18 protein-coding genes are annotated in these 19,165 nt (G+C 65.9%); 2 read left to right on the forward strand and 16 right to left on the reverse strand.

Translation table 11 applies throughout. The annotated features are described in order from the left end of the window. The first annotated feature begins 73 nt into the window (after positions 1-73). Complete coding sequence (gene ppgK / locus OVA06_RS10435; RefSeq protein ID WP_056077499.1) at positions 74-877, forward strand: polyphosphate--glucose phosphotransferase; 804 nt, start codon at positions 74-76, stop codon at positions 875-877. A 203-nt stretch (positions 878-1,080) separates the two neighbouring features. Here the strand turns inward: ppgK and nrdR are convergent, their stop codons facing one another. The 3 genes from nrdR to OVA06_RS10450 form a co-directional block, all read right to left on the reverse strand. After that, positions 1,081-1,584 carry a transcriptional regulator NrdR gene (gene nrdR / locus OVA06_RS10440; protein ID WP_056077502.1) on the reverse strand — a complete coding sequence of 168 codons (504 nt, stop codon included), beginning with the start codon at positions 1,582-1,584 and terminating at the stop codon, positions 1,081-1,083. A 196-nt stretch (positions 1,585-1,780) separates the two neighbouring features. Beyond that, the gene (gene hisD, locus OVA06_RS10445; protein ID WP_261620567.1) at positions 1,781-3,157 is read right to left on the reverse strand and encodes a histidinol dehydrogenase; all 1,377 of its coding nucleotides are present in this window, start codon (positions 3,155-3,157) and stop codon (positions 1,781-1,783) included. Between the two features lie 9 nt (positions 3,158-3,166). Beyond that, entirely contained in the window at positions 3,167-3,709 is a 543-nt protein-coding gene (locus OVA06_RS10450; RefSeq protein WP_056077510.1) for a hypothetical protein, read from the reverse strand. 153 nt (positions 3,710-3,862) lie between these two features. Here OVA06_RS10450 and OVA06_RS10455 point away from each other — a divergent pair, with 153 nt between their 5' ends. Then, positions 3,863-4,363 (forward strand): flavin reductase family protein, encoded by a 501-nt coding sequence (locus OVA06_RS10455; protein WP_056077511.1) that lies wholly within the window; start codon positions 3,863-3,865, stop codon positions 4,361-4,363. Positions 4,364-4,446: 83 nt separating this feature from the next. Here the strand turns inward: OVA06_RS10455 and dnaE are convergent, their stop codons facing one another. The 13 genes from dnaE to ftsW all read right to left on the reverse strand — a co-directional run bounded on the left by dnaE (position 4,447) and on the right by ftsW (position 19,164). Continuing rightward, positions 4,447-8,004 (reverse strand): DNA polymerase III subunit alpha, encoded by a 3,558-nt coding sequence (gene dnaE, locus OVA06_RS10460; protein WP_268158123.1) that lies wholly within the window; start codon positions 8,002-8,004, stop codon positions 4,447-4,449. A gap of 50 nt (positions 8,005-8,054) precedes the next feature. After that, positions 8,055-8,981, reverse strand: a complete 927-nt coding sequence (locus tag OVA06_RS10465) for an RluA family pseudouridine synthase (protein ID WP_268158125.1) — start codon at positions 8,979-8,981, stop codon at positions 8,055-8,057. Then, positions 8,974-9,546 carry a signal peptidase II gene (lspA, locus tag OVA06_RS10470; protein ID WP_268158127.1) on the reverse strand — a complete coding sequence of 191 codons (573 nt, stop codon included), beginning with the start codon at positions 9,544-9,546 and terminating at the stop codon, positions 8,974-8,976. Before lspA ends, OVA06_RS10465 begins: the two co-directional genes overlap by 8 nt. An 89-nt stretch (positions 9,547-9,635) precedes the next feature. Next, the gene (locus OVA06_RS10475; protein WP_268158129.1) at positions 9,636-10,322 is read right to left on the reverse strand and encodes a DivIVA domain-containing protein; all 687 of its coding nucleotides are present in this window, start codon (positions 10,320-10,322) and stop codon (positions 9,636-9,638) included. Positions 10,323-10,498: 176 nt separating this feature from the next. Beyond that, positions 10,499-10,786, reverse strand: coding sequence for a YggT family protein (locus tag OVA06_RS10480; protein WP_268158130.1), 288 nt, complete (start codon positions 10,784-10,786; stop codon positions 10,499-10,501). Between the two features lie 121 nt (positions 10,787-10,907). Further along, positions 10,908-11,438, reverse strand: coding sequence for a cell division protein SepF (locus OVA06_RS10485; RefSeq protein WP_056077525.1), 531 nt, complete (start codon positions 11,436-11,438; stop codon positions 10,908-10,910). Positions 11,439-11,529: 91 nt separating this feature from the next. Then, complete coding sequence (locus OVA06_RS10490) at positions 11,530-12,267, reverse strand: YggS family pyridoxal phosphate-dependent enzyme (protein ID WP_268158132.1); 738 nt, start codon at positions 12,265-12,267, stop codon at positions 11,530-11,532. Beyond that, positions 12,260-12,949 carry a polyphenol oxidase family protein gene (locus OVA06_RS10495; protein WP_268158135.1) on the reverse strand — a complete coding sequence of 230 codons (690 nt, stop codon included), beginning with the start codon at positions 12,947-12,949 and terminating at the stop codon, positions 12,260-12,262. The genes OVA06_RS10490 and OVA06_RS10495 overlap by 8 nt, the downstream gene beginning before the upstream one ends. An 8-nt stretch (positions 12,950-12,957) precedes the next feature. Then, positions 12,958-14,205 carry a cell division protein FtsZ gene (gene ftsZ, locus OVA06_RS10500; RefSeq protein ID WP_056077533.1) on the reverse strand — a complete coding sequence of 416 codons (1,248 nt, stop codon included), beginning with the start codon at positions 14,203-14,205 and terminating at the stop codon, positions 12,958-12,960. 186 nt (positions 14,206-14,391) lie between these two features. After that, the gene (locus OVA06_RS10505; RefSeq protein WP_056077536.1) at positions 14,392-15,330 is read right to left on the reverse strand and encodes a cell division protein FtsQ/DivIB; all 939 of its coding nucleotides are present in this window, start codon (positions 15,328-15,330) and stop codon (positions 14,392-14,394) included. Next, positions 15,323-16,717 carry a UDP-N-acetylmuramate--L-alanine ligase gene (gene murC / locus OVA06_RS10510; protein WP_268158137.1) on the reverse strand — a complete coding sequence of 465 codons (1,395 nt, stop codon included), beginning with the start codon at positions 16,715-16,717 and terminating at the stop codon, positions 15,323-15,325. Before murC ends, OVA06_RS10505 begins: the two co-directional genes overlap by 8 nt. Then, on the reverse strand, positions 16,714-17,814 hold the full coding sequence (gene murG, locus OVA06_RS10515; protein WP_268158139.1) for an undecaprenyldiphospho-muramoylpentapeptide beta-N-acetylglucosaminyltransferase: 1,101 nt from the start codon (positions 17,812-17,814) through the stop codon (positions 16,714-16,716). Before murG ends, murC begins: the two co-directional genes overlap by 4 nt. Before the next feature lie 6 nt (positions 17,815-17,820). Next, entirely contained in the window at positions 17,821-19,164 is a 1,344-nt protein-coding gene (gene ftsW, locus OVA06_RS10520) for a putative lipid II flippase FtsW (RefSeq protein ID WP_056077546.1), read from the reverse strand. Between the last annotated feature and the right edge of the window lies 1 nt (position 19,165).

Raw genomic sequence — 19,165 nt, forward strand, 5'->3', positions numbered from 1 at the left:
TAACAGGTCCGCGGGAGCTGCACGCCACCTGCACCCTATTCCCTGCCCGTCCCCTGCCACGAACGGAAACCCATTGGCCAAGAAAGACGAGAAGTCGCACAAGAACGCCCCGCTGATCGGCATCGACATCGGAGGCACGGGAATCAAGGGCGGCATCGTCGACCTGAAAAAGGGCAAGCTCCTGGGCGACCGGTTCCGTGTGCCCACACCGCAGCCGGCCACCCCAGAGGCCGTGGCCGAGGCCGTGGCACTGGTGGTAGCTGAGCTTTCCGCGCGTCCGGAGGCCCCGGAGGCCGGCTCACCGGTCGGGGTGACCTTCCCCGGCATCATCCAGCACGGCGTGGTCCACTCCGCCGCGAATGTGGACAAGAGCTGGCTCGACACCGACATCGATGCCCTCCTCACTGCCCGGCTGGGCCGCCCGGTTGAGGTGATCAACGACGCCGATGCCGCCGGACTCGCGGAAGCCCGCTACGGCGCTGGCGAAGGCGTGAAGGGAACCGTCCTGGTCATCACGCTTGGCACCGGGATCGGCTCGGCTTTCATCTTCGACGGGAAGCTCGTCCCGAATGCGGAGCTGGGCCACCTGGAGGTGGACGGTTTCGATGCAGAGACCAAGGCTTCCGCCGTGGCCCGTGAGCGGGACGGGCTGTCCTGGGACGAATACAGCGTACTGCTGCAGCGCTACTTCTCCCACGTCGAGTTCCTTTTCTCCCCCGAACTGTTCATTGTTGGCGGCGGCATCTCCAAGCGTGCCGACGAATACCTGCCCAACCTCAAGCTCCGCACCCCGATTGTCCCGGCGGTGCTCCGGAACGAAGCCGGGATTGTGGGCGCCGCAGTCGAAATAGCCCTCAAGCACAAACTCGCCAAGTAGGCTGCGCCGCGACGCCGGCCCACCCGGCCTACGCAGAACACCCCTTCCGGATCCGGAAGGGGTGTTCTGCGTTTTGGTGTTCTGCCTTTTAGTAATCCACTGGGCGGCGGCAGTGCACGTTCACGGCTGGTCGTGCCGCGCCATGGGCGGGTGAGGTACCGGCGGCAGCTGCGGCTTCCCCTCCGCAGCTGCCGCCGGAAGTCTTATAGGGAAGTCTTTTCCGGCTTTCGCGGCGTGGCAGGGCTTTCAGTGGCATCTTCCTGCGCCTCGTGGCGGAGCTGGGCGATGGCTGCCTCAAAGTCCTCGAGGGATTCGAAGGCCTGGTAGACGCTCGCGAAGCGAAGGTAGGCGACCTCGTCCAGCTTCTGCAGCGGACCAAGAATGACCAGGCCCACCTCATGGGCGTCGATTTCCGCGGCGCCGGAAGCGCGGATCTGCTCTTCGACTTCCTGCGCCAGCATGGCGAGGTCGTCTTCACTCACAGGGCGCCCCTGGCAGGCCTTGCGGACGCCGTTGATGACCTTGCTGCGGCTGAAGGGTTCGCCGACACCGGACCGTTTGATGACCGACAGGCTGGTGGTCTCCACGGTGGTGAACCTGCGCCCGCACTCCGGGCACTGGCGGCGCCGGCGGATGGCGGACCCGTCGTCAGCCATCCGGCTGTCCACGACCCGGGAATCGGGATTGCGGCAGAACGGACAGTACATGGCGTCCCTCTCTCGCAGGGGTCCCTTCGGGGACTGTGGAATCGGCAGTCGGCAGGTGAAGACTATGGTGGCACAGGTTCGCGGCATTACTGCCGCGGCCTCCAGTTTACGGCGGCTCGCGGGTGAATAACAAGCGTGTCATTACTACATGTAGTGGGCGTACCAACTACATGTAGTGCCAATGCCCTGTCCGGGCTTAGCCGGCGGCGCCCGGGAAACGCGCCGTGACCGCGTCACCGTGGGCGGGCAGGTCCTCTGCGCGCGACAGGTTCACAATGTGGTTGCTGACTTCAGCAAGGGCGTCCCGGCTGTAGTTCACCACCTGGATGGCGCGCAGGAACGTGGTGACGTTCAGGCCGGAGGAGAAGGCCGCGGTTCCGCTGGTGGGGAGCACGTGGTTGGAGCCGGCGCAGTAGTCACCAAGGCTGACCGGGCTGTAGTCCCCCACGAAGATCGCCCCGGCGTTCCTGATCCGCGCCGCGACGGCAGAAGCGTCCTCGGTCATGATCTCCAAGTGCTCGGCGGCATAGGCATCACACGCCGCGATGCCCTGTTCCAGGCCGTCCACCAGCACCACGCCCGATTGGGGGCCGGACAGGGCTTGACGGACACGGTCGGAATGCCTGGTCGAAGCGGCCTGCACGTCCAGCTCCGCGCGCACTGCAGCGGCGAGGTCCTCCGAATCCGTGATCAGGACCGACGCCGCCTGGGGGTCGTGCTCCGCCTGGCTGATCAGGTCGGCCGCAACCAGGGCAGGCTGTGCGGTGGAGTCAGCGAGGATTGCAATCTCGGTGGTGCCTGCCTCGGAATCGATGCCCACCACACCCTTCACCAGGCGCTTGGCAGTGGCAACGAAGATGTTGCCGGGCCCTGTCACCACGTCCACGGGTTCCAGGGCCGGGCCGGCTTGCGCCGCCTCAACGCCGTAGGCGAACGCTGCGATGGCCTGCGCGCCGCCGATGGCGTACACCTCAGTGATTCCCAGCAGGGCGGCCGCGGCAAGGATGGTCGGGTGCGGCAAGCCGCCGAACTCCTTCTGCGGTGGCGACGCCAGGGCGATGGATTCCACACCGGCGGCCAGTGCCGGCACCACGTTCATGATGACCGACGACGGGTAAACGGCCAGGCCGCCGGGCACGTAGAGGCCCACGCGTGCCACTGGAACCCAGTTCTGGCTGACCAGGGCCCCGTCGCCGAGTTCGACGTCGACATTGCGGGGACGCTGGCCGTCAGCGAAGATGCGGGCACGCCGGATGGATTCCTCAAGGGCTTTCCGGACGGCGGGGTCCAGGTTGTCCAGGGCCGAGTCGAGGGCCTCCGCGGGCACCCGGGGGTGGGACTGCTCCACACCGTCGAACCGGAGGGCCAGCTCAGCCAGCGCCCCGAACCCGCGCGCGCGGACGGCGCCGATAATGTCGAGGACCTTCTCTTCGGCGTTGGCCACCGTCTGTCCCTGCGCGCGGGGCACGGCCGCGCGGAGCCCGGCGAGCGTCAGGTTTCGGCCCCGGACGTCCACCGTCCGGAAGTTCACGGCAGTGGCGGGGGTGGCGGGGAACTCCGATGAAATGGTCACCGGACCATTTTACGGGGCGCCGCGGCCACTGCTGCCAGCGGCATCCTCCAGCCGGTTCCCGGCGCCGGGCTTCCTGCCAAGCTGTTCCAGGAGTTCCAGGACAAAAACGGAAATGGCGGTGGCTGCCGGCCACAGGAGCAACACCGGCAGTGCGCGGAGCGAAAACGCCAGGCTTGCATTCACGGAGGTGTCCACCGGAGTGCCCCACAGGCGTCCGGCCAACATACCGGTCTGCCAGGCAAGGACGCTGCCAATCACCGCCCCAGCCAGGCCCAGCACCAACGACGCCTCCGGCCGGGGGCGCCGGCGGTCGGCCAGGAACACCGCAAGGAGGCAGCCGGCAAGGACCATCAGGCCAGCAAGCGTGAGGTCCCGCGGCAGCCAGACGGAGGGGTTGGAGCCGGTAGCCAGTGCCGGGTCCCGGGTGATCAGGTTGAGGCCGCCCGGCGCCAGCAGCCACCAGAGGATTCCGGCGGGAATGCCGGCAACCGCAGGAACGGCGAAGAGGGCCCACGGCAGGCGCGGCCGGTCCCGGCGGGGTGTAAGTGTCATGCCACAAACCTTAACAAATGTTCCTGCCCGCGGACCGCGGCCCAGCCACGGGATGTTGCCCTCCCGCCTGTGTCGGAATGTTGCCCTCCCGGGGAAGGCGGACAATAGGGTTAGGAAACAAGCAACTGCCCATCCAGCCTTCAGGAGTACCGGGTGACCGACAACAGCGCGCAGTTCGAGCGGACATTCAGGGAAATGTTCCGGCGCCACGCAGCCGGGGTGGCCATCATCACGGTCAACTACCAGGACGAGCCCTACGGCTTCACGGCCACGTCAGTGGCTTCGCTCTCCGCCCAGCCGCCACGCTTCACCTTCAACATGGCCCGCAGTTCGCGTTCCTGGCCGGCCGTGGCCAACACCACGTATATCGGAGTCCACATGCTGGGGCTCGAAAACCAGCAGCTGGCCGCACGGTTCTCGGCCGCCGGAAACCGTTTCGAGGGCGACCACTGGGCAACCGGGCCGCACGGGGTTCCCGTGCTGAAGGACGTTGCAGGTTGGCTGATCGGCGAAGTTCAGATGCGCCTTTCCTTCGAAAACAACGCCGTGGTGGTGGTCCAGGTGGTGGACGGCCAGGTGGGCGGCGAAGGCACTCCCCTCCTGTACCACGCCGGGGGTTACGGCCAACCTGTCCCCCTCGACTACGAAATCTAGCCCCGGCGAAGACACCTCCCGCAGAAGGGCGAACGACGGCGGAAGGCGACTTCCGCCGTCGTGCTTCCCTGGGGGAAGAGCGCCTAGGCGTCCAGGCAGGCGGGGCCCAGGAGGACTTTCAGGTCGCCGAACAGCGAGGGGCTCGGGTTGACCCGCAGGTGCACAGGGAGGCCCATGACCTCGGTGCGGGTGTCGCCCTGGAGGTGCAGCCGGACCTCGGAATTTCCCCGGTGGGTACGGAGCACATCGCCGAGTTCGGTCACTACAGCCTCGGTGGCCTTGTGCGTCTGCATGGTGATGACCAGGGGGCCGTTCAGGCCTTCGCTGAGGTCGGGGACGGACAGTTCCATGCAGTTCAGGGTGATGGCGCCGTCGTCGCGTTTCTGGAGGCGGCCCTTCACCACCACGATCAGGTCCTCGGCGAGCACTGAGGCGATGGGTCCGTAGACCTGGCCGAAGAACATGACCTCGATGGAACCGCCAAGGTCCTCCACCTCGGCGCGTGCGTAGGCGTTGCCGCTGGCTTTGGCGATCCTGCGGCTGAGCGAGGTGATCATGCCTGCGATGGTGAGGATTGCGCCGTCCTGCGGCCCGTCTTCACCCAGGATGGTGGTGATGCTCATTTCCGCGTGCTGGCTCAGGACCCCTTCCAGGCCCTGGAGCGGGTGGTCTGAGACGTAAAGCCCCAGCATGTCGCGCTCGAACGAGAGCTTGTCCTTCTTCTCCCACTCAGGCAAGTCCGGGATCTCGATGCTCAGCGACGCTTCGGACTCGGCCTCCTCGAAGCCCGCGAAGAGGTCGAACTGGCCAATCGCCTCGTTGCGCTTGAGCGTGATCACGGAGTCGATGGCTTCTTCGTGGATCATCGCCAGCGCGCGGCGGTGGTGGCCCAGGGAGTCGAAGGCGCCGGATTTGATCAGCGACTCGATGGTCCGCTTGTTGCAGACCACCGCCGGTACCTTCATCAGGTAATCCTTGAAGGATGTGTAGACGCCCTCGCTCTCACGCGCGGCAACCATGGCCTCCACCGCGTTGACGCCGACATTGCGGATGGCGCCCATGCCGAAGCGGATGTCCGTACCCACAGGGGTGAAGTTCAGGGCCGATTCGTTGACGTCCGGTGGCAGGACGGTGATGCCCATGCGACGGCACTCGTTGAGGTAGATGGCCGACTTGTCCTTGTCGTCACCCACCGATGTCAGCAGCGCAGCCATGTATTCGGGTGCGTAGTGCGCCTTCAGGTAGGCGGTCCAGTACGAAATGACGCCGTAGGCGGCCGAGTGGGCCTTGTTGAACGCGTAGTCCGAGAACGGGAGCAGGATGTCCCAGAGCGTCTTCACGGCCGCCATGGAGTAGCCGTTGTCCTGCATGCCCTGGGAGAAGCCGGCGAACTGTTTGTCCAGTTCCGATTTCTTCTTCTTGCCCATGGCGCGGCGGAGGATGTCTGCCTGGCCCAGGGAGTAGCCTGCCAGCTTCTGCGCCACGGCCATGACCTGCTCCTGGTACACGATCAGGCCGTAGGTGCCGCCGAGGATCTCCTTGAGGGGCTCCTCCAGTTCCGGGTGGATGGGGATGACTTCCTGGATGCCGTTCTTGCGGAGCGCATAGTCGGTGTGGGCGTTGGCACCCATGGGACCCGGCCGGTAGAGCGCAAGGACAGCGGAAATGTCTTCGAAGTTGTCAGGCTTCATCAGCTTGAGCAGGGACCGCATGGGTCCGCCGTCGAGCTGGAAAACGCCCAGGGTGTCGCCGCGGGCCAGGAGCTCGTAGGACGGCGCGTCGTCGAGCTCCAGGTTTTCGAGGTCCAGGTCGATGCCGCGGTTCATCTTGATGTTCTCGAGGGCGTCGGAAATGATCGTCAGGTTCCGCAGGCCCAGGAAGTCCATCTTGATCAGGCCCAGGCCCTCGGACGTGGGGTAATCGAACTGGGTGATCACCTGGCCGTCCTGGAAGCGGCGCATGATGGGGATCACGTCGATGATCGGGTCCGAGGACATGATGACGCCGGCGGCATGCACACCCCACTGGCGTTTCAGGCCCTCGATGCCCAGGGCTGTCTCGAAGACCTTGGCGGCCTCCGGATCCGTGCTGACAAGCTGCCGGAAGTCCCCTGCTTCGCTGTACCGCTTGGCCTCCGGGTTCTGGATGTCGGCCAGCGGAATGTCCTTGGCCATGACAGCCGGGGGCAGGGCCTTGGTGAGCTGCTCCCCCATGCTGAACGGGTAGCCCAGCACGCGCGAGGAGTCCTTAAGCGCCTGCTTGGTCTTGATGGTGCCATAGGTCACGATCATGGCCACGCGCTCGTCGCCGTACTTGCGCGTCACGTAGTCGATGACCTCGGAGCGGCGCCGGTCATCGAAGTCGACGTCGAAGTCGGGCATGGAAACGCGGTCCGGGTTGAGGAAGCGTTCGAAGATCAGGCCGTGCCGCAGCGGGTCGAGGTCCGTAATTCGCATGGCGTACGCCACCATGGATCCGGCACCGGAACCACGGCCGGGGCCGACGCGGATGCCGTTGTTCTTGGCCCAGTTGATGAAGTCCGCCACCACAAGGAAATAGCCGGGAAAGCCCATCGAGGTGATGACGCCCAGCTCGTAGTCCGCCTGCTTGCGGACCTCGTCAGGGATGCCCTTGGGGTACCGGTACTGCAGTCCCAGGTCCACTTCCTTGACCAGCCAGGAGGTTTCATCCTCGCCCGGCGGGCAGGGGAACCGCGGCATGAAGTTGGCGTTCGTGTTGAACGACACTTCGCACCGCTCGGCGATGAGCAGCGTGTTGTCGCAGGCCTCGGGGTGGTCGCGGAAGAGTTCGCGCATTTCCTGCGGGGACTTCAGGTAGTAGCCGCTGCCGGAGAACGCGAACCGGGAGCCGCCGTTGTCATAGGTGGGCTCCAGCAGGGTCGACCCGGACTGGATGGCCAGCAGCGCCTCGTGCGCCTTCGCGTCGTGCTCGTGCGTGTAGTGGAGGTCGTTGGTGGCCACCAGCGGCAGGTTCAGCTCCTTGGCCAGCCGCAGCAGGTCACCGGTGACGCGCCGCTCGATGTCCAGGCCATGGTCCATCAGTTCGCAGAAGTAGTTCTCGGCACCGAAAATGTCCCGGAACTCCGCCGCGGCTTCCACGGCTTCGCGGTACTGGCCAAGGCGCAGCCGGGTCTGGACCTCGCCGGAGGGGCAGCCGGTGGTGGCGATCAGGCCCTCGGAGTAGGTGTTGAGCAGTTCCCGGTCGAGCCGCGGCCACTTTCCGAAGACAGAATCCAGGGATGCGATGGAGGATGCGCGGAAAAGGTTCCGCATGCCCACGTTGTTGTAGCTCAGGAGCGTCATGTGGGTATACGAACCGCCACCGGAGACGTCGTCCTTGCGCTGCGATTCGTCGCCCCACCGCACGCGTTCCTTGTCAGTCCGCGCTGTTCCGGGAGTCACATAGGCTTCGACGCCGATGATGGGCTTGATGCCCTTGGCTTGGGCTTTCTGCCAGAAATCGAACGCACCGAACAGGTAGCCGTGGTCCGTGGTAGCCAGCGCAGGCATGCCCAGCCGTTCGGTTTCGTCGAACAGCTCCCCCAGCCGGGCGGCTCCATCCAGCATGGAGTATTCGGTGTGGGTGTGCAGGTGGACAAACGAATCATTGCTGGAAGTCACCGCACTATTCTATGCGCTGGCTGGTTACGGCACTGCCAGGACGATGCCGCTCAGGCCTGTCCCGAGGCGAGCACGTCGAGGGCGAAGGCCAGGTCCTGGGGATAGTCGCTGGCCACGCGCACCCGCTCACCCGTCACCGGGTGGTCGAAGCCGAGTTCCCGCGCATGGAGCCACTGCCGCGTGAGTCCAAGGGTTGCGGCCAGACGCGGATCGGCGCCGTACGTGAGGTCGCCCGCGCAGGGATGGCGGAGTGCGGAGAAATGGACGCGGATCTGGTGCGTGCGGCCGGTCTCGAGGTGCACTTCCACGAGGGACGCCTTGCCAAAGGCTTCCAATACCTCATAGTGCGTCACGGATGGCCGGCCCTCTTCCGTCACGGCAAACCGCCAGTCGTGCCCCGGGTGGCGGCCGATGGGGGCATCGATGGTTCCGGTCAGGGGATCCGGCAGGCCCTGGACCACGGCGTGGTACACCTTGTCCACCGTGCGTTCCTTGAACGCCCGCTTGAGGGCTGTGTAGGCCCTCTCGGACTTGGCCACCACCATCACGCCGGACGTGCCGACGTCGAGCCGGTGGACAATCCCGGCCCGTTCCGGCGAACCGGACGTGGAGATGCGGTAGCCGGCACCGGCCAGCCCACCCACCACGGTGGGCCCAACCCAGCCGGGAGAAGGGTGCGCGGCGACCCCCACCGGTTTATCGACGACGACGAAATCGTCGTCGTCCAGCAGGATCTTCAGGCCTTCCACAATTTCCTCCACGACTTCCAGCGGATCGCGCCGCTCCGGAATGGTGACCTCCAGGGTGTCGCCGGCCGCCAGTTTCGCTGACTTGCCAAGGGCTTTACCCCGGCTGAGTACGTGCCCTTCCGCGATCAGGGCGGCGGCAGCTGAGCGCGAGATTCCCATAATGGCTGCAAGGCCTGCATCCGCGCGGGTGCCACCATATTCTTCCGTGACGATGAACTGCTCAGGCATCAGCGTCCGTGCCCTTCCGCTCGGCATGCACCCGGGTTCCGTCCAGGGAAATGCCGCGGAGAGTCAGGATGCAGATGATGGCCACAGCGGAGACCACCGCGGAATCGGCGATGTTGAAGATGGCGAAGTTGGGCAGCTGGATGAAGTCCACCACATGGCCCATGCCGAACGAGGGTTCCCGGAAGAGCCGGTCCGTCAGGTTGCCGAGCGCCCCGCCCAGCAGCAGGCCCAGCGCAAGGGCCCACCAGACAGAACCCAGCTTCCGGACCTGGAAAAGGATGGCGACAGCGACGGCGGCCATGATGATGGAGAACACCCACGTGACGTTCTCGCCGATGGAGAAGGCTGCACCGGAGTTCCGGATGAAGTACCAGTGCAGGAGGGGCGGCAGAACCGGGATGCGTTCACCCTCCACCATGGTGGATGTCACCCACACCTTGGTCAGCTGGTCGAAGACGTAGGCAAATACTGCGAATCCGGCGAAGAAGGACAGCAGCACCCCGCGTCGTGGGCGGGGTGACGGCGGGACAGGGCGTGCAGCGCCGGCGGCAAGTTCGTCAGTCATGGTGCTTTCATTCGTAAACCGGGTCAATGCCAAAAGCCGGTGGCCGAGGAATCCTCAGCCACCGGCTTTCAGAATACGTGCTGTACGTGCTAGTTGGCTTCGCTGACTTCCGGCGTCGCCACGGAGCCACGGGCATCCAGATCGCGCAGCTGGCCTTCGATGTAGGCCTTCAGGCGTGAACGGTAGTCGCGCTCGAAGCCGCGGAGCTGCTCCACCTTGCGTTCCAGGACGGAGCGCTGCTGCTCGAGTGCACCGAGGATCTTGCGGGACTTTTCCTGGGCGTCGTTGACGAGGCTGCTGGCTTCGATCTGCGCCTCGGCGATGATCTTGTCCTTCTGCGACTGGCCGTCGGCGACGTGGCGGTCGTGCATCTGCTGCGCCATGGCCAGCAGGCCGGCAGCAGATTCAGCGGAGGGGGTGGACGTGGAGGCCGCTGCGGCTGCAGGGGCTGCGGCGACGGGAGCGGCCGGCTGGACGTCCTTCTTCTTCGCTTCGGCAGCCTTGGCCTCAGCCTCGGCCTTTTCGCGGGCTTCGTCCTTGTCAGCCTTGACGGGCGCGGGAACCTTCTCCACCACAGGGGCTGTAGCGGCGGTTGCCGGAACGCTGGAACCAGCCTCGGAGAGCTTCTTGCGGAGCTCGTCGTTCTCCTGGTTCAGGCGGCGAAGTTCAACGACGATCTCGTCCAGGAAGTCATCAACTTCATCCTGGTCGTAGCCCTCGCGGAACTTGGTCGGCTGAAAGCGCTTGTTGACAACGTCTTCTGGCGTCAAAGCCATCTGGTCACCTCACTGGTCTGGTTAGTCAGTAGGCCTTCCGGCCGTCAAAACTACGGTACCTAAATTTGGTCTGCTATCTCTAATTCAACACTGCAGTGTCAAACTCGAGTTTCCCTGCTTTACACTATCCGGTCCCGGTGGCACCGTCTTGCGTTGCATGGGTGTAAATCTCTGAATCAGGCGAAGCTCCTGGTGATTCCCATCGCAATGCTGACAGCGACGAAGAGGATCAGGAAGCCAAGGTCCAGCGAGATGCCGCCCAGTCGCAGCGGCGGAATCAGCCGGCGCAGCACTTTGAGGGGCGGGTCCGTGATGGAGTAGACAGCGTGCGCCACCACCAGGGCAACGCCGCGCGGCCGCCATTCCCGGGCGAACATCTGCACCCAGTCGAATACCAGGCGGATGATCAGGGCAACAAAAAACAGCAGGAGCGCGAGATAGACAAGTCCGAAAACAATTCCCATGCCTTAACTCATATCTCCATGTTCAAAAAGCCGATGCCGCGGTGGCGCCGATGTGTTGTGTCTATTTCAGCACAGATGCCAGACAGGTGTCCCGGCCTGGCATCTGTTCAACGTCTGCGGGTCAGCTCTGGTTGAAGAAGCTGGCCTGGGTGTCGCTGGCCTTCTTGTCGTCGCCGATGACCTCAACGTAGGACGGCGACAGGAGGAACACCTTGTTGGTGACCCGCTCGATGCTGCCGCGCAGGCCGAACACCAGCCCGGCGGAGAAGTCCACCAACCGCTTGGCATCCGACTCACCCATGTCGGTAACGTTCATGATCACAGGAATGCCGTCCCGGAAGCTCTCACCGATGAGTTTGGCATCGTTGTAGGAGCGGGGATGGATAGTGGTGATCTGTCGGAGGCCTGAGGTCTCTTCGCGGCTGGAGGCCGCACGCTTGATGGGGGTCACAGGGGCCCGGTATTCCTCTTCGGGGGTGTAGGACGTTTCACGGCTGACCTCGCGGACGGGTGCAGGTGCACGGCGTTCCTCGCGGTCTGCTTCCATCGTTTCGTCCTCATCCTTACGTGTGTTCAGTTCCTCGGACTCGTAATGCTCATCGCCGTCGGCGAGCCCAAGATAGATCATTGTCTTGCGCAGAGCGCCGGCCATGGTCGACTCCTAATCGTGTCCCGTAAGCGGGCCGCCCAATGACTTGAACAGCACTGGAGTCCCCCGCCCATCACTTCCAACAGTCCCGACGCTACCCCACGGCCGGACGCGATCCGAGAATATCGGAGCCGATCCGCAGGTGTGTCGCCCCAAATTTGATCGCAGCTTCAAGGTCCTGGCTCATGCCGGCCGAAATGCCGGATGCCGCCGGGTGGGCCTGCACCAGCAGTTCCGAGACCCGGCGGAGGTTTTCGAAGGCCGGTTCGGGTGCGGCACCGAGCGGAGCCACCGCCATGACACCTGCCAGGCGCAACCCCTCCGCTGCGGCGATCCGATCGGCCAGCGCCGGAACGTCAGCGGGCAACGCGCCGCCCCGGTGCGCTCCGGCGTCGTCTTCGAGACTGACCTGGATGAAGCAGTCCAATGGCGCCCGCCCTGTGGCGTCCTGTTCGTTGAGCACCGCTTTGGCCAGCGCATCAACGAGCTGGGGCCGGTCCACCGAGTGCACGGCAGCTGCATAGCGCACCACCGACTTGGCCTTTTTGGTCTGCAGCTGGCCGACGAAGTGCCACGCCAGGCCAGCCTCAGCCAGCTCGGCCGCCTTGGCCGCGGCCTCCTGGTCCCTGTTCTCGCCGACGTCCGTGACGCCCAGGGCTGCCAGCCGGCGGATGTCATCCGCCGGATGGAATTTGGTGATCACGATCAGCCTGGGCGGTTGGCCTTCGCGCCCGGCCGACCCGACTGCCCTGGCGATGCGCTCCCGTACCGCGTCCAGACGCCCGGCGAGTTCACGGAAGCGGGGATCACCAGCTGTTGCGGCGTCAGTCATGGCACCACACCAGCCCTGCAAATCGGCCGGTGTGGCGGTCCCGGCGGTAGGAGTACAGGGACGGCGTCTCAAGGGTGCAAGGCCCGCTGTATTCGACAGTCACTCCGGCGTGTTCCAACTGGCTCCGCGCACCGGCCGGCAGGTCGAGGCCGGGAGTGCCCCAGGAGGTTGTGCTCCGGGTGGCAGGCACTGCGGCAACTACTTCCTCCTGCATGGCACCAGGAACCTCGTAGCAGCGCCCACAAATAGATGGCCCAAGCCAGGCCCGGATGCCGGTGGCCCCTAATGAAGCCATGCGCTCCAGGGCCGCGGGGATGACTCCGCCGGCAAGGCCGGGACGGCCGGCGTGGACTACCGCCAGGACGGGTCCGTCGGCCGACGCACCAACGAGGACCACGGGGATGCAGTCCGCCACCATCACGGCCAGCGGAGTGCCGCATGACACCATCGCATCCGCCTCGGGAGCGGGACTGACAGCATCCATCAGGGCCACGTCAGTTCCGTGGACCTGGTTCATGAACCGGAGGCTGCCGGCACTGACGCCGAGCTCCTGTTCGAGCCGTGCCCGGCGTTGCCGAACCGATTCGGGATCGTCTCCGACGTGGAGTGCCAGGTTACCGGCGTCGCTGTTCGTGAAAGCGGCCGACACCCCCGGAAGGATGCCGGCCCGCCAGTGGAACAAGCCGCTGCCTACTTCAGGAAGTCGGGGACATCCAGGTCGTCCTGGTGGTTGCCGGTAAGGTCCGGCTCCACGACGGACGGCAGGTCCACGTCGAAACCGGAGTCTGCGGGTACCGCCGTGGGGCGCTGCTGGCCCCAGTTGCTCAGGCCGGCCGCACCGACGCCTGCGTGGACCGGCTGGACGTTCGACTGGTGGCTGCCGCCCTGGTGGTTACCGGCGGACGGCGCCTGCGACGGCGCAGGTGCTGCCGGCCGCTGCGGCGCAGCCTGTGCCTGCGGCTGGGACTGGTCCATGGACGGCGAGGTGGCCTTGACGTCGTCGAAACCTGCTGCGATGACGGTGACCCTCGCTTCGTCGCCGAGGGCGTCGTCGATGACGGCACCGAAGATGATGTTCGCTTCGGGGTGGGCAACTTCCTGGACCAGGCGTGCGGCTTCGTTGATCTCGAAGAGGCCGAGGTCCGAGCCGCCCTGGATGGACAGCAGCACACCGTGGGCGCCGTCAATGGAGGCCTCCAGCAGCGGCGAGGCGATGGCAAGCTCCGCGGCCTTGACGGCGCGGTCTTCGCCCCGTGCGGAGCCGATGCCCATGAGCGCGGAGCCGGCACCCTGCATGACCGACTTGACGTCGGCGAAGTCGAGGTTGATCAGGCCCGGGGTGGTGATGAGGTCGGTGATGCCCTGGACGCCGGAGAGCAGCACCTGGTCGGCTGAGCGGAAGGCGTCGAGGACCGAGACGTTGCGGTCGCTGATGGAGAGCAGGCGATCGTTGGGGATCACGATCAGGGTGTCCACTTCGTCGCGCAGCGCGTCGATGCCGGATTCGGCCGAGCCCGCGCGGCGGCGGCCTTCGAAGGTGAAGGGACGGGTAACGACACCGATGGTCAGGGCGCCAAGCGAACGTGCAATGCGGGCGACGACGGGCGCGCCGCCAGTGCCGGTTCCGCCGCCTTCGCCGGCGGTCACAAAGACCATGTCGGCTCCGCGCAGCACTTCCTCGATTTCGTCGGCGTGGTCCTCGGCAGCCTGCTTGCCCACCTCCGGGTTGGCGCCGGCTCCGAGGCCGCGGGTCAGTTCCCGGCCTACATCGAGCTTGACGTCGGCGTCGCTCATCAGCAGTGCCTGGGCGTCGGTGTTGATGGCGATGAATTCAACACCTCGGAGGCCGACCTCGATCATGCGGTTGACTGCGTTCACGCCACCGCCGCCGATGCCGACGACTTTGATGACGGCCAAGTAATTCTGCGGAGCTGCCACGTTACGTGTCCCTTGTTCGTGTCTTATTGCGAAAAACTGATGGTGAGCTTGAAGCCTGTAACCTTAACCTTCGAGTTGAAGGTTATAGTTATGTCAAGTAACTCATGTCTGTGACGGTATTTCCTCTGGTTCCCACATTCAATAACCGGGTCCGCGTGTCGGATTAATACCGGAAAAGAAAGCGGCTCACCGTGTCACCGGATGCCGCGGAACACTGACGTCGTAGACCCTTACGGGGTTCTTCGCATCAGCCGGAACCTTCAGCAACGCGGCCAGGACCTTGGCTTTGAGTTCCTTCTCGGAGGCGTTGCCCCACACGATGGTCTGGCCGTCCACCAGCTTGAGCTCCACCGCATCAACGGACTTGGCGGAAGCGTTCGACAACTTCGCCAGGACATCCGCGGGCAGGGCGCCCAGCACAGCGGCGGTGGCTTTGAACAGGTCCTGTCCAATGGCACCGGCGCCGCCGTCGATCAGCGGCAGGGATACCGACGCCGGGTCCGCGGTGGTAGCCAGCTGCACGCCGTCCACGTCCACCAACTGGTACTGCTCCCCCTGCTTGACCAGGGCCACGGGCACCCGTTCGTGCACGGTGACGGCAAGCCCGGAGGGCGGCCTGGCCTCGGCGGACACGGACTTGACCTGGACCAGTGGCTCGAGGAGCCGGCTGACGTCGTCGTCGCCGATCTGCGGCAGCGGCTTCCCCTGCAACGGTTCGAGCGCCGCCTGGACCTGGGCCGGGGTCAGCAGTGACGTGCCGGACACGGAGATGGTGCGCAGCGCAAGCACCGGCGAATACACGGCACCGGCCAGGAGGGCAGCCACCAGCGCACACACAGTGCACACCACCACAAGCAACCTCCGCCTGCGCCGCTTTCCCCTGGGTTCCGGGAAGGCGAGGACGTTGGCGGCCGGGCCGGAATCAGCTGCTGGCGCTTTCCTGCCGCCTGTCCCGCTGGTGCGTGCGGGCGGCTTCTCTGATGCCTGGACCGGTACGCTCCGCGACGCCGAAATCACCTCGTCCGCATCCGGGGAGCCTGCGGCATCCGTTTTGCTCCGCCCGGTACCGGACGCGGGGCCTTTACGGCCCGTCGGGGTGTAGGTGGGACGGCGCGTGCTAGCCACGCAGTGCCTCCACGATCCGCGGACCGTATCCGGTCACATCGCCGGCGCCGGCGGTCAGCACAATGTCCCCGTCGGTGGCCGCGTCCGCGACGGCGGCGACGGCCTCGTCTGCACTCACCAGGCGTCCCCGGCCGGCCATGTGGTCGGCAATGAGCTTACTGGTGACGCCGGGGATGGGGTCTTCGCGGGCAGGGTAGATGTCCAGGACCAGCGCAGTATCCGCCAGGTCCAAGGCCTCAGCGAACTCCCGGGCAAATTCCCGGGTACGGGAGAACAGGTGTGGCTGAAACAGCACATGCACCTTGTGCTCCCCCGCGACGGAGCGCGCGGCGGAAAGGGCAGCGCGGACCTCGGTGGGATGGTGTGCGTAGTCATCGAACACCCGCACGCCGCGGGCTTCGCCCTTCAGTTCGAACCGGCGGGACGCGCCGGAGAAGGAGGAGAGGGCTGACGCGGCAGCGCCGGGTGCAACCCCGAGTTCAAGCGCGACGGCGAACGCGGCCGCCGCGTTCAGCGCATTGTGCCGGCCGGGTACCTGCAGAGCGAGGTCGAACCGCCCTTCTGCGGTGGACACCGCAACGCTGCCGGGGCCGTCGTCGTGAAGCTTCAGGTCGGCGTCGCCGGCGGTGCCGTACAGCAGGACCCGGGTGTTGCCAGCTTGGCGGGTGCGGTCGGCCAGTGCCCGCGCGCCGGGGTCGTCGGCGCAGGCCACAAGGAGTCCGCCGGCGGGCAGCAGGGCGGCGAACTTGTCGAATGACTCGTACACGGCTTCGGCTGTGCCGTAGTGGTCCAGGTGGTCGGCTTCGACGTTGGTCACGACGGCGATGCGCGGCCGGTAGTTCAGGAACGAACCATCGGATTCGTCGGCTTCCGCCACAAAGATTCCAGACGTGCCGTTCGCGGCATTAACGCCCAGGGACGGGACGTTGGCGCCGATGGCAAACGATGGGTCCAGGCCGGCGCCCTGGAGCAAAACCGTGACCATGGACGTAGTGGTGGACTTGCCGTGGGTACCGGCGATGGTCACCACCGTGTCCTCCCCCATCGTGGCAGCCAGCGCTTCGGACCGGTGCAGCACGGGCAGCCCGGCCTGCCGGGCCGCAGCCAGCTCGGGATTGTCCGCCCTGATCGCCGAACCCGCCACAACGGTCTGGGCATCGCCCAGGTTGCCGGCGTCGTAGCCGATGGCGATCCTGGCACCCTTTGCGGCGAGGTCGCCCATGACGGGAAGGTCCTTGGCATCGGATCCGCTGACGGGGACGCCGCGCGCCACCATGATCCTGGCCACGGCGGACATACCGACTCCGCCCACCCCGATGAAGTGAACCCGGCCCAGGGATGCCAGGGAACCCTGGGCTTTACTGCCGGAAAGGTCACGGTTGCTCATGCGGACACCGCTTCCAGGATGAGGGCAGCCATCCGCCGGTCGGCGTCACGGACGCCCAGCCGGTAGGAGTTGGCCTCCATGGTGGCCAGCCGTTCCTTGTCGGTAACCAGCGGGACCAGTTCCTTGGCCAGCCATTCGTCAGTAAAGTCGCGGTCCTGGACCAGCAGGGCGCCGCCGGCGGCCACCAGGCCGGCTGCATTCAGTGCCTGTTCCCCGTTCCCGATCGGCAACGGCACCAGGACGGCGGGCACGCCCACTGCTGCCACTTCGCAGACGGTCGCCGCGCCGGAGCGGGCCAGCAGCACGTCTGCGGCCGAGTAGACGAGTTCCATTCCGTCCACGTACTCCACCTGGCGGTAGCCCGGTGCGGCCAGCGGCTGGCCGGCCCCGTCCAGGACTGACTTGCCGCGCCCGGTGATGTGCAGGGTTTGGATCCCAGCGGCAGCCAGCTGCCCCACAGACGCAGCGATGGTGCGGTTGATGCTTTGGGCACCGGAGGATCCGCCGGTGACTATGAGGGTGGGCTGCCGGGGATCAAGTCCTAGGGCCTCCCGGGCGGCATTCCGCGCAGCGTTCCGGTCCAGGCCCGAGATTTCCGTCCGCATGGGCATGCCGACGTGGACGGCGTGCCGCAGCGGAGTTCCTTCGAAAGCGACGGCCACGCGCGAAGTCATCAGCGCGCCCACCCTGTTGGCGAGCCCGGGGCGGGCGTTCGCCTCGTGGATGACGATGGGGATCCTGCGCTTCCGGGCCGCGAGGTACATCGGCGTGCACACGTATCCGCCCACGCCTACCAGCACGTCGGCGTCAGCGCGGTCCAGGATGTCGCCGGCCTGGCGGACCGCCCCGGCGAGCCTGGCCGGGAGCCGCAACAGGTCGGCCGACGGTTTGCGCGGGAACGGGACCCGGTCGATCGTCGCCAGTTCAACCCCCGCTGCCGGGACGAGGCGGGTTTCCATCCCGGACGGCGTGCCCACGGCGAGGATGGCGGCGTCCGGCGAGGCATTCTTCACGGCCGCGGCGATGGCAAGGAGGGGACTGATATGGCCGGCTGTGCCGCCGCCCGCGAGGACGATGGAGGGGTTCTTCGGGTTCATGTGGGATCAGGCACGCTTTCTTGCAGTCTTCTTGTTCCGGGGGGCTTTCTCCCGCCCTGTGGCCTTGAACTTCAGCATCCGCTTGGGACGGATGGCAGGCGCCATCTGCTCCCTGGCCAAGGAAAGCACCACGCCAATGGCGCAGAGGGACATCAGCAGCGCGGAGCCGCCATAGGAGATGAAGGGCAGGGGTACGCCGATCACCGGCATGAGGCCGGTCACCACGGACATGTTGACAGTGGCCTGGCCCAGGAGCCACACCATGATGGTGCCGGCCAGGACGCGGTGGAAGGTGTCTTCCTGCGCCACCACCACGCGGTAGATGGCCGCGCCGAGGATCGCGAAAAGGATGAGTACGACGACGGTGCCCACCAGGCCGAGTTCCTCGCCGATGATGGCGAAGATGAAGTCGTTGTGGGCCTCGGGGATCCAGCTGTACTTCTGCCGGCTTTGTCCCAGCCCCACACCGAACCAGCCGCCCGAAGCCAGCCCGTAGAGACCGTTGGTGGCCTGGTAGTTGGCGTCGATGCCGTCGGCGCAGGATTCGCCTGTCCACCAGGAGGTGATGCGGCACATCCGGTTGGAGCTGGTGATGGCCATGACTGCCGCCCCGGCGGCCCCCAGCAGCCCGGCGATGCCGAAGAAGTAAAGGGGTACGCCCGCGAAGAACAGCGCGGCAGCGGCGATCATCATGATGATCATGGCCGTACCGAGGTCGTTGCCGATCAGCACCAGCCCGATAACGATGACCGCCACCGGGATGGCCGGGACGAAGACGTGCTGCCAGCGCCGGAGCAACTTGCCCTTCATGGCCAGTACGGTGGCCATCCATAGTGCCAGGGCGAGCTTCGACGCCTCGGAGGGCTGGAAGGTGATGCCGCCGAGGTCGATCCAGTTCTTGTTGCCGTTGACTTCCGCGCCCACCACCTGCACCAGGGCCAGCAGGACCATGGCGGCGATGATTGCGGGCCAGGCGAGGCGCTTGAGCCACACCACGTTGATCCGGGAAAGGACGAACATGGTGAAGATGCCGATGCCCGCGAACATGCCCTGCTTCAGGGCGTCTCCATACGGCGATTTTCCGGCGGCAATGGATTCCACGCTGGAGGCCGACAGGACCATCATGATCCCGATCGCCGTCAGTGCCAGGGTGGAGCCGAGGATGAGGTAATACGTGGAACCGTTCCGCGACGTTCCGGTGCCTTCGAGGGCTGACCAGAACCTGCGGTAGCCGTTCCTGAGCCGGACCGTGACGGGTGCCGGGCGCTGCGCCTTTGTGGCGGTGGAGCCGGTGCCGGCCGGACGGCCTGGCCGCCCGCTTGGTTGCCGGCGCGTTGGCGTGCTGACCATT

The organism is Pseudarthrobacter sp. SL88 (assembly GCF_026672455.1).
Lineage (GTDB): Bacteria > Actinomycetota > Actinomycetes > Actinomycetales > Micrococcaceae > Arthrobacter.

Excerpts from the sequence above, each read along its gene's own strand:
- ftsW (WP_056077546.1), bottom strand. The coding sequence starts at position 19,164 with ATGGTCAGCACGCCAACGCGCCGGCAACCAAGCGGGCGGCCAGGCCGT.
- OVA06_RS10480 (WP_268158130.1), bottom strand. The coding sequence starts at position 10,786 with ATGGGAATTGTTTTCGGACTTGTCTATCTCGCGCTCCTGCTGTTTTTT.
- nrdR (WP_056077502.1), bottom strand. The coding sequence starts at position 1,584 with ATGTACTGTCCGTTCTGCCGCAATCCCGATTCCCGGGTCGTGGACAGC.
- murC (WP_268158137.1), bottom strand. The coding sequence starts at position 16,717 with ATGAGCAACCGTGACCTTTCCGGCAGTAAAGCCCAGGGTTCCCTGGCA.
- lspA (WP_268158127.1), bottom strand. The coding sequence starts at position 9,546 with ATGACTGACGAACTTGCCGCCGGCGCTGCACGCCCTGTCCCGCCGTCA.
- OVA06_RS10475 (WP_268158129.1), bottom strand. The coding sequence starts at position 10,322 with ATGGCTTTGACGCCAGAAGACGTTGTCAACAAGCGCTTTCAGCCGACC.
- murG (WP_268158139.1), bottom strand. The coding sequence starts at position 17,814 with ATGAACCCGAAGAACCCCTCCATCGTCCTCGCGGGCGGCGGCACAGCC.
- OVA06_RS10465 (WP_268158125.1), bottom strand. The coding sequence starts at position 8,981 with ATGCCTGAGCAGTTCATCGTCACGGAAGAATATGGTGGCACCCGCGCG.
- OVA06_RS10450 (WP_056077510.1), bottom strand. The coding sequence starts at position 3,709 with ATGACACTTACACCCCGCCGGGACCGGCCGCGCCTGCCGTGGGCCCTC.
- OVA06_RS10485 (WP_056077525.1), bottom strand. The coding sequence starts at position 11,438 with ATGGCCGGCGCTCTGCGCAAGACAATGATCTATCTTGGGCTCGCCGAC.
- OVA06_RS10490 (WP_268158132.1), bottom strand. The coding sequence starts at position 12,267 with ATGACTGACGCCGCAACAGCTGGTGATCCCCGCTTCCGTGAACTCGCC.